Below are 9,925 nucleotides of genomic sequence, written 5' to 3'. Positions count from 1 at the left end.
CCCCCCCCCCCCCCCCCCCCCCCCCCCCCCCGCGCGGGGGGGCGCGGGGTCTGTGCTCGCCCCCCCCCCCCCCCCTCCCCCCCCCCCCCCCCCCCCCCCCCAAAAAACCCCCCCGCCACAGGGGACCAAAAACCCGCGGCGCCGAAGGCGACGCCAATGTAACTGTTGCGAACCCGTTTGCATCCGCTTGCGCGCACAGCCCATTTCGGGCAGGGCATGGCTGTAATGTCGATAGTGTGCAGCGACGAATCATGGGGATCGAGACCGAGTTCGGGGTGACGTGCACGTTCCACGGACACCGTCGGTTGAGCCCTGACGAGGTGGCCCGGTATTTGTTCCGCCGGGTGGTGTCCTGGGGCCGTAGTTCGAACGTGTTCCTCCGCAACGGTGCCCGTCTGTACCTCGACGTCGGCTCCCATCCGGAGTACGCGACGGCCGAATGCGACTCCCTGGTGCAGTTGGTCACCCACGACCGCGCCGGTGAGCGGGTGCTCGAGGAACTGCTGATCGACGCCGAGCAGCGCTTGGCGGAGGAGGGCATCGGCGGCGACATCTATCTGTTCAAGAACAACACCGACTCGGCGGGCAACTCCTACGGCTGCCACGAGAACTTCCTGGTCGTACGGGCCGGCGAGTTCTCCCGCATCTCCGACGTGCTGCTGCCGTTCCTGGTCACCCGCCAGCTGATCTGCGGCGCCGGCAAGGTGCTGCAGACCCCGAAGGCGGCCACGTTCTGCCTGTCGCAGCGCGCCGAGCACATCTGGGAGGGCGTCTCCTCGGCGACCACGCGTTCGCGCCCGATCATCAACACCCGCGACGAGCCGCACGCCGACGCCGAGAAGTATCGGCGCCTGCACGTCATCGTCGGCGACTCGAACATGGCCGAGACCACGACGATGCTGAAGGTCGGCACGGCGGCGCTGGTGCTGGAGATGATCGAGGCCGGGGTGTCGTTCCGCGATTTCGCTCTCGACAACCCGATCCGCGCCATCCGCGAGGTGAGTCACGACCTGACCGGCCGCCGACCGGTGCGGCTGGCCGGAGGCCGTCAGGCCAGCGCCCTGGACATCCAGCGCGAGTACTACGCGCGCGCGGTCGACCACTTGCGCAACCGCGACCGCGACCCGCAGGTCGACGCGGTGGTGGACCTGTGGGGCCGCACGCTCGACGCGGTGGAGGCGCAGGATTTCGCGAAGGTCGACACCGAGATCGACTGGGTGATCAAGCGCAAGCTGTTCCAGCGCTACCAGGATCGCTACAACATGGACCTGTCCGATCCCAAGATCGCCCAGCTGGATCTGGCCTACCACGACATCAAGCGCGGCCGCGGCGTGTTCGACCTGCTGCAGCGCAAGGGCTTGGCCAAGCGGATCACCGAGGACGAGTCGGTGGACGCCGCGGTCACCACGCCGCCGCAGACGACTCGCGCCAAGCTGCGCGGCGATTTCATCACCGCCGCGCAGGAGGCGGGCCGCGACTTCACCGTCGACTGGGTCCACCTGAAGCTGAACGATCAGGCGCAGCGCACGGTGCTGTGCAAGGACCCGTTCCGTTCGGTTGATGAGCGAGTGGATCGGCTGATCGCGTCGATGTAAGGCGAATCCATGGCCTAATCGTGCGCCGGGGCGCATGTGTGGGCGCGGGCCGATTACTCTGTGTCGCGTGGCGATATCCAAGGTCGAGCGGCTGATGAATCTGGTCATCGCGCTGTTGTCGACCCGGCAGTTCCTGACCGCGGAGCGCATCCGCGACAGCGTCGCCGGATACGAGGACTCCGCCAGCGACGAGGCGTTCAGCCGGATGTTCGAGCGCGACAAGAACGAATTGCGCGATCTCGGCATCCCGCTGGAGGTCGGCCCGGTCAGTCGCTACTCCTCGCAGGAGGGCTACCGGATCAACCGCGACGCCTACGAGCTGCCCGATATCGATCTGACCAGCGAGGAGACGGCGGCGGTAGCGGTCGCCGTGCAGCTGTGGGAATCTCCGGAACTCGCGACCGCGGCCGAAGGGGCCCTGCTCAAGTTGCGGGCGGCCGGGATTCATGTCGAATCGGACGCGGCGTTGTCGTCGGTCCCGGCGGTTCCGGCGCGTACGCGCGGGTCGGAGGCGGCGCTGGGCAGGTTGCTGGCGGCGGTCGACGCCGGGCGCGCGGTCCGCTTCGAGCACCGCATGTCGCACAACGCCCCGTATCTGATGCGCGATGTGGAGCCGTGGGGTGTGGTCACTCATCACGGTCGGTGGTATCTGGTCGGGCACGATCGCGATCGTGACGCCACCCGCACGTTCCGGTTGTCGCGCATCGGTGACGACGTCACCGCGTACGGGCCGGAGAATGCCGTGCACAAACCGGAGGACGTGGATCTGCGGGCGATCGTCGCCCGGGTGACCGGCGCGTCGCAGGTGACCGGTACCGCCACGGTGTGGGTCGCCGAGGGCCGCGGCCAGGACGTCCGGCGGCTGGGCGCGGCCGTGGAGGAACGCGAACTCGGCGGCCGTCCGGGCACGATCGTGGAGGTCCCGGTCCGCTCGCGGGACTGGCTGGCGCGCCTGATCACCGGACTCGGCCCGGACGCGCTCGTCCTGGCCCCGGCCGACCTGCGGGAGGATGTCGTCGCCCGGCTGCGGTCGGTGCTCGAGGGGACGGAAGTGGGGGCCACGTGAGCAGTCGGTTGTCGACGCGGCTGTCGCGGCTGCTGAACATGGTGCCGTACTTCCTGGCCAACCCCGGAATCAGCGCCGCGGACGCCGCCGCCGAACTCGGCGTCACCACGAAACAGCTGATGAACGACCTGAACCAGCTGTGGATGTGCGGCCTGCCCGGCTACGGGCCCGGCGATCTCATCGACCTGTCGTTCTCCGAGGAGAGCATCGAGGTCACCTTCTCCGCCGGCATCGACCGCCCGCTGCGGCTGACCTCGACCGAGGCCACGGCCGTCCTGGTGGCGCTGCGTTCGATCGCCGATCTGCCCGGCATGGTCGATCCGACGGCCGCGCGCTCGGCGATGGCGAAGATCGAGTCGGCCATCGCGGGTGACCCCGGACGTTCGGCCGGGCCCGAACCGGCCGCACCCGTGGAGGCCCCGGCGGTGACGACGGTGCGCTCCGCGCTGGCCCGCGGTCGCGCGCTGCGCCTGGTGTACTACTCGGCCAGCCGCGACGTGGTGTCCGAGCGGGTGGTCGACCCGATCCGGATCGTGCTGGTGGACAACAACTCCTACCTGCAGGCCTGGTGCCGCGAGGCGGAGGGGGTGCGGCTGTTCCGGTTCGACCGCCTCGAGCAGGCCACCGAACTGGACGAGCCCGCGCGCCCGCCCAGCCACGCCACCGACGAGTCCGCGGCGCTGGACCTGTTCTCCGACGATCCCGCCATTCCGCTCGCGCGCCTGCTGGTCCATGCCGACTACGGCTGGGTGTTGGACCAGTACCCGATGCACCGGGTGGCCGTACACCAAGACGGCAGCGTGGAAGCGACGATGCGATTCGCCACGCTGGACTGGATGGCGCGGCTGCTGCTGGGCTTCGGCTCCGGCGTGACGGTGCTGGGCCCGGCGGAACTGGTGAGCGCCGTGCGCGAGCGGTCCGGTGCGGCGCTGGCCGCGTACGCCGCCCTGGCCGATTCCGGTGGCGCGGGCTACGACCGCGCCGTGACCGAGGAGGTCGGTCCCGCGTGACCTTTCGCGTGACCGTGCTCGGCGCCGGCAGCATCGGCGTCTTCGTGGGCGGGAAGCTGGCCGCGGCGGGCGCGGACGTCACCTTCGTGGGACGGCCCCGGCTGCTCGACGAGATCTCGACCGCCGGGCTGCGGCTCACCGACCTCGACGGCGGCGACGACCGCGTGGCGCCCTCGGCGTTCCGCACGGCGACCACTCCGCACGACGCCGACTCGGCGGACCTGGTGCTGATCACCGTGAAATCGGCCCAGACCGTGGCGGCCGCAGACCAACTCGCCGAGCACGTCCGTCCGGGGACGGTCGTGCTGAGCCTGCAGAACGGGATCGGCAACGACACCGCGATCCGGGAGTCGCTGCCGTCGTGCGTGGTGTTGGCCGGAATGGTGATGTTCAACGTCGTGCACCACGATGGCGGCCGCTTCCATCGCGGCACCGAGGGCGGGCTGGCCGTCGCCGACGACGCGGCGCTGCAACGGTTCGCGCCGCTGTTCCGCCGCGGCGGTCTGGAACTGGCACGCCATGCCGATCTGCGGCCGGTGCAATGGGCGAAACTGCTTCTGAACCTGAACAATCCGATCAACGCGCTGTCCGGACGGCCGCTGCGCGAGGAGCTGGCCGAGCGTGACTATCGCCGCTGCCTCGCGCTCGCGCAGATCGAGGCCCTGGCCGTGATGGGGCGCGCGCGAATCCGCCCGGCCCGGCTCACCGTCCTGCCGCCGGCACTGATGGCACGGTTGCTCACGGTGCCGGACACGCTGTTCGCGCGGGTCGCGGGCAGTGTGCTGGCGGTGGATCCGATGGCCCGCTCATCGATGGCCGACGACCTGGCTCGCGGTCGCCGCACCGAGATCCGGTGGCTGTGCGGGGAGATCGTGAACCTGGGCCGGATGGTGGGGGCGCCGACCCCGGTGAATGCCCGCCTGGCCGAACTGATCGAGGCCGCCGAGCACGGCGACACCCGGACGTGGCCGGGTCCGGAGCTACTGGCACAGTTGCGGGAGGCCCGCGACGACGCCGCCCGCCATCCGGCGACCGAGAGCTGACGAGCGGCTTCGGGTATCGGAGGTCCGGTAGCATCGGACGTACCACAGTCTTTGGAGGTTATCGATGGGTTCACTCAGCCCGACGCACTGGCTGATCATCGCGGTGCTGGTGCTGGTCCTGTTCGGCGCCAAGCGGCTGCCGGACGCGGCCCGGGGCCTGGGGCGCTCGCTGCGCATCTTCAAGAGCGAGATGAGCGAGATGCAATCCGACGGCACATCCAAGCCGGAGCAGCCCGCCAAGGCCCCGACGCAGGAACTGCCCCCGGCCCAGCCGTCGACGCCGGCGCCCGCGCCGAATCCGGAAACGCACAAGGCGTAGCAGTTTCGTCGATCCCGGGATGAGCCGATCATCCCGGGTCGCGTTGTGTCCGGATCCGGTGACAGGCGATCAGCGAGGCAGCCACATCCATGCGCATTCCGTTCGACCCCCGGCGCAGCCGGCGCAGGACGAATCCCGACGGCACCATGTCGTTGGTCGAGCACCTGCACGAGCTGCGGTCGCGGCTGCTGAAGTCGCTGTTTGCCGTCGCGCTCACCACGGTGCTCGGGTTCCTCTGGTACCAGCACGGCTTCCTCGGCATCGAGAGTCTCGGCGACATCCTGCGCGGCCCGTACTGTGACCTGCCCGCCTCGCAGCGTGCCGCGCTGAGCCCGGACGGCGCCTGCCGGCTGCTCGCGACCGCGCCCTTCGAGCAGTTCATGCTGCGGTTCAAGGTCGGCCTGACCGCCGGTGTCGTGATGGCCTGCCCGGTGTGGCTGTATCAACTGTGGGCGTTCATCACGCCGGGCCTGTACGCCAAGGAGCGCAAGTACGCGCTGAGCTTCGTCGGCACCGGCGCGCTGCTGTTCGTGACCGGCGCGCTGCTGGCGTACTGGGTCGTCGCGCACGCCCTGAGCTTCCTGATGGGCATCGGCAGCAATGTGCAGATCACGGCGCTGAGCGGTTCGCAGTACTTCAGCTTCATCATCCAGTTGCTGATCATCTTCGGCGTGAGCTTCGAGACACCGCTGCTCATCGTGGGCCTCAACATGATCGGCGTGCTCAGCTACGAGAAGCTGAAGAAGTGGCGGCGCGGGCTGATCTTCGGACTGTTCGTCTTCGCGGCGGTCGTCACCCCGCAGGACCCGTTCTCGATGCTGGCGCTGGCCCTCGCGCTGACGCTGTTGTTCGAGGTGGCGGTGCAGATCGCGCGGCTCAACGACCGGCGGCGCGCCCGCAAGGACGACTGGAGCAAGCTGTCCGACGACGAGGCCTCGCCGCTGGACGAACGGCCCGGCGGCGTCGAGGGCGCGGCGCCGGTCGAGCCGCCCGCGCCGGTGTCCGCGGCGGAGCCGGTCGGGGCGACGCCGGACAAAACCCCACGCCCCGTGTCGGACTACTCCGATACCCTCTGACGGTGACACTACGGTCGCTTTCCGGCGAACTCGCGGCATTCGCCGCGGAGCTGAGATTCACCCTCGATCCCTTCCAGCAGCAGGCGTGCGAGTCCTTACAAGGCGGGCACAGCGTGCTGGTGTGCGCGCCGACCGGTGCGGGAAAGACAGTGGTCGGCGAGTTCGCGGTGCATCTGGCACTGGCCGCGGGCGGCAAATGCTTCTACACCACGCCCATCAAGGCACTGTCCAACCAGAAGTACGCCGACCTCGTCGAACGCTACGGCCGCGGCGCGGTGGGGTTGCTCACCGGTGACCAGTCGCTGCACCCCGACGCGCCCGTCGTGGTGATGACGACCGAGGTGCTGCGCAACATGCTCTACGCGGGTTCGGATGCGCTGCAAGGCCTTTCGTACGTGGTGATGGACGAGGTGCACTACCTCGCCGACCGGTTCCGCGGCGCGGTGTGGGAGGAGGTCATCCTGCACCTGCCGCCGGACGTACGCCTGGTCAGCCTGTCGGCGACGGTCAGCAACGCCGAGGAGTTCGGCGCGTGGATGGAGACGGTGCGCGGGGACACGGCGGTGATCGTCGACGAGACCCGCCCGGTGCCGCTGTGGCAGCACGTCCTGGTCGGCCGCCGGATGTTCGACCTGTTCGATCAGAAGTCCAACGACCAGAAGATCCTCGTCGACGAGGACCTGGTGCGCTATATCAAGCATCGCGAGCAGGCCGACCGGATGGAGAGCTGGGGCGGCCCGCGCGGGCGCGGCGGCGGGCGCCGGTTCTATCGACCGCTGCCACGCCCGGAGATGCTGGCCGTGCTCGACCACGAGGGCCTGCTGCCCGCCATCACGTTCATCTTCAGCCGCGCCGGATGCGACGGCGCGCTGGCGCAGTGCCTGCGCTCCCGGCTGGATCTGAGCCGGGAGGACGACCGCGAGGTGATCGACGCGATCATCGAGAAGCACACCGGCGATCTGCCGAAGGCCGACCTCGAGGTGCTGGGTTACTGGGAGTGGCGCGAGGCGCTGTATCGCGGGCTGGCCGCCCACCACGCCGGGATGCTGCCCGCCTTCCGGCACACGGTGGAGGAGCTGTTCGTGCGCGGTCTGGTGCGGGCCGTATTCGCCACGGAGACACTGGCACTGGGCATCAACATGCCCGCGCGCACGGTGGTGCTGGAGCGGCTGGTGAAATTCAACGGCGAGACCCATGCCGAGCTGACCCCCGGCGAGTACACACAGCTGACCGGCCGCGCGGGCCGGCGCGGGATCGATGTCGAGGGACACGCGGTGGTGGTGTGGCACCCCGATGTCGACACCAGCGCGGTCGCCGGCCTGGCGTCCACCCGCACCTATCCGCTGCGCAGTTCGTTCCGGCCCGGCTACAACATGTCGATCAACCTGATCGACCGGATGGGCGCGGCCGAATCGCGGGCGCTGCTGGAGCGGTCCTTCGCGCAGTTCCAGGCCGACCGTTCGGTGGTGGGCCTGGTGCGCGGCATCGAGCGCAACGAGGGTCAGGTGCGCAAGCTGCGCTCGCAGATCGGGGACGAGGGCTTCATGGAGTACCTGTCGCTGCGCGAGCGGGTCAAGCAGCGCGAGCGGGATCTGGAGCGGCAGGGCCGCGCCGATCGGCGCGGGGCCGCCGTGGCGTCGCTGACCGCGCTGCGCCGCGGGGACGTGGTGGCCATCCCGTCGGGTCGCCGTCAGGGCCTGGCGGTGATCCTGGAAGCCGATGCGTCCCCGGGTGATCCGCGTCCGCTGGTCCTGACCGAGGACAAGTGGGCCGGGCGGGTCTCGGCGGCCGATTTTCCGACCCCGGCGCAGCCGCTGGGCCATATGCGGCTGCCGCGCCATGTCGACCACCGCACCGCGCGCACCCGCCGCGATCTCGCCTCGGCGTTGCGCAGCACCGGCATCAGCGCGCCGGGGCGGCAGCGCCGCGGGACGCGGTCTAAGGGCGGCGACGACCGGGAGCTGCAGAGCCTGCGGCGGGCGCTGCGTTCGCACCCCGCCCACACCCGGCCCGACCGGGAACAGCTGGCACGCATCGGCGAGCGGTACAACCGGCTGCAGCGCGAGACGGAGTCGATGCGCCAGCAGGTGGCGACCACGACCAATTCGCTGGCCCGCACCTTCGATCGCATCGTCGGGCTGCTCGAGGAGCGCGGTTACGTCGACGGCGGCGAGGTGACAGCCGACGGCCGCCGCCTGGCGCGCATCTACACCGAGGCGGATCTCGTTGTCGCCGAATGCCTCCGGGAGGGGCTGTGGCGCGGCCTGGGCGCCGCCGAGCTGGCGGCGGTGGTGTCGATCCTGGTATACGAATCGCGCCAGGAGACCGGCGGGTTCCTCGGACCGGCCGGGCCGACCCCGCCGATCCGGCGGGCCGTAGGAGCCACGGTCGGGGTGTGGAGCCAAGTGCGCACCGACGAGGCCCGCCACAAGCTGGCGCCCACCCGCGAACCGGATCTCGGCTTCGTCACCGGCGTGTACAAGTGGGCCCGCGGCGAGAGCCTGGCCGAATCCCTGCTCGCCAGTGGGGAACAGGGCAGTCCGCTCTCGGCCGGTGATTTCGTGCGCTGGTGCCGCCAGGTCATCGACCTGCTCGACCAGATCCATCAGACCGCCGACGACACGGAGGTCGCGGCCACCGCGGCCAAGGCGGTGAAGGCGATCCGGCGTGGCGTGGTGGCCGTCGACGCGGCCTAGTGGAGTAGCCGCGCCGCGATCGGGGAACACCGCGAACGACGCCAATCCGGACGCGGCGCAATCGACTGTGATTGGATGCTTGCGTGTACCGACCGTGGTGAGGCAGTGACGACCTCACTCGGGGGGCAAGCGTGAGTACGACGAGTGCGAGTGGAGGCAGGCAGATGAGCGGCCCGTACGGACCGAGCGACACCCCTGGTCCAGGGGAGGGACGCCCGAATGATCCGACCCAGCAGTGGAGCGGCGGGCAGCAGCAGCCCCCCGGCCAGTCCGGCCCCACTCAGCAGTGGGGTCAGCAGCCCGGCGGAGCCCAGCCTACCCAGCAGTGGGGAGGACAGCAGGGCGGGGGACCGTGGAGTCAGCAGCAGCCCGGTCAGCAGCAGCCCGGTCAGCAGCCACCCGGCCAGCAGCCCGGTCAGACCGGTCAGCAGTGGGGCCAGCCGCCGCAGCAGCCGCAGTGGGGTCAGCAGAGCCAGCCGTCGTGGCCGCAGCAGCAGCCCCCGCAGCAGCAGGGCTGGGAGCCGACGCAGCAGCAGTGGAACCAGCCGCAGCCGCAGGGCGCGCAGCAGTGGGGTCAGCAGCAGCCCGGTCAGCAGTGGGGGCAGCAGCCCCAGCAGCAGGGCTTGCAGTCCTCCGGTGCGAAGAAGTCGAGGAAGGGTCCGCTGATCGGCGGCGCGATCGCGCTGGTCGTGATCGTCGTCGCGGTTGTGCTGGGCTTCGTCTTCCTCTCCAGCGACAAGCTGGACAACAAGGCCGTGCAGGACGGCGTGCAGAAGGTGCTGAAGGATTCCTACGGCATCGATGACGTCCAGAACGTCAGCTGCCCGTCCGGACAGAAGGTCGAGGTCGGCAAGTCCTTCGACTGCACGTTGAAGGTGGGCGGCGAGCAGAAGAAGGTTACCGTCAAGATCACCAAGGACGACGGCACCTATGAGGTGGGCCGCCCGAACTGAGTCGCCGTGGGGGGGGGGGGGGGGGGGGGGGGGGGGGGGGGGGGGGGGGGGGGGGGGCGGGGGGGGGGGGGGGGGGGGGGGGGGGGGGGGGGGGGGGGGGGGGGGGGGGGGGTGGGGGGGGGTGGGAGGGGGCGGCGCGGGCGGGGGGGGGGGGGGCGTGTGGGGGG

9 protein-coding genes are annotated in these 9,925 nt (G+C 70.4%); all 9 read left to right on the top strand.

What is annotated here, in order from left to right:
- The first annotated feature begins 236 nt into the window (after positions 1 to 236).
- Entirely contained in the window at positions 237 to 1,595 is a 1,359-nt protein-coding gene (pafA, locus tag QH470_RS32540) for a Pup--protein ligase (protein ID WP_280276214.1), read from the top strand.
- Between the two features lie 67 nt (positions 1,596 to 1,662).
- Entirely contained in the window at positions 1,663 to 2,661 is a 999-nt protein-coding gene (locus tag QH470_RS32535) for a helix-turn-helix transcriptional regulator (RefSeq protein ID WP_280276213.1), read from the top strand.
- Positions 2,658 to 3,671 carry a helix-turn-helix transcriptional regulator gene (locus QH470_RS32530; protein WP_280276212.1) on the top strand — a complete coding sequence of 338 codons (1,014 nt, stop codon included), beginning with the start codon at positions 2,658 to 2,660 and terminating at the stop codon, positions 3,669 to 3,671. Before QH470_RS32535 ends, QH470_RS32530 begins: the two co-directional genes overlap by 4 nt.
- Positions 3,668 to 4,714, top strand: a complete 1,047-nt coding sequence (locus tag QH470_RS32525; RefSeq protein WP_280276211.1) for a 2-dehydropantoate 2-reductase — start codon at positions 3,668 to 3,670, stop codon at positions 4,712 to 4,714. Before QH470_RS32530 ends, QH470_RS32525 begins: the two co-directional genes overlap by 4 nt.
- Positions 4,715 to 4,778: 64 nt before the next feature.
- On the top strand, positions 4,779 to 5,033 hold the full coding sequence (gene tatA, locus QH470_RS32520; protein WP_280276210.1) for a Sec-independent protein translocase subunit TatA: 255 nt from the start codon (positions 4,779 to 4,781) through the stop codon (positions 5,031 to 5,033).
- Between the two features lie 89 nt (positions 5,034 to 5,122).
- A complete protein-coding gene (tatC, locus tag QH470_RS32515; protein ID WP_280276209.1) occupies positions 5,123 to 6,109 on the top strand; it encodes a twin-arginine translocase subunit TatC in 987 nt (328 codons plus the stop codon).
- A 2-nt stretch (positions 6,110 to 6,111) separates the two neighbouring features.
- The gene (locus QH470_RS32510) at positions 6,112 to 8,805 is read left to right on the top strand and encodes a DEAD/DEAH box helicase (protein WP_280276208.1); all 2,694 of its coding nucleotides are present in this window, start codon (positions 6,112 to 6,114) and stop codon (positions 8,803 to 8,805) included.
- 164 nt (positions 8,806 to 8,969) lie between these two features.
- On the top strand, positions 8,970 to 9,758 hold the full coding sequence (locus QH470_RS32505) for a DUF4333 domain-containing protein (RefSeq protein ID WP_280276207.1): 789 nt from the start codon (positions 8,970 to 8,972) through the stop codon (positions 9,756 to 9,758).
- Positions 9,736 to 9,925 (top strand): hypothetical protein (locus QH470_RS32500; protein ID WP_280276206.1); only part of this gene is annotated, 190 nt, incomplete at its 3' end. The genes QH470_RS32505 and QH470_RS32500, both read left to right, overlap by 23 nt.

The sequence above is a fragment of the Nocardia wallacei genome, from assembly GCF_029868745.1.
GTDB classification, from domain to species: domain Bacteria; phylum Actinomycetota; class Actinomycetes; order Mycobacteriales; family Mycobacteriaceae; genus Nocardia; species Nocardia wallacei_B.
Note: the sequence above shows the minus strand (reverse complement) of the source record. Positions and strands in the feature narration are given on the sequence as shown.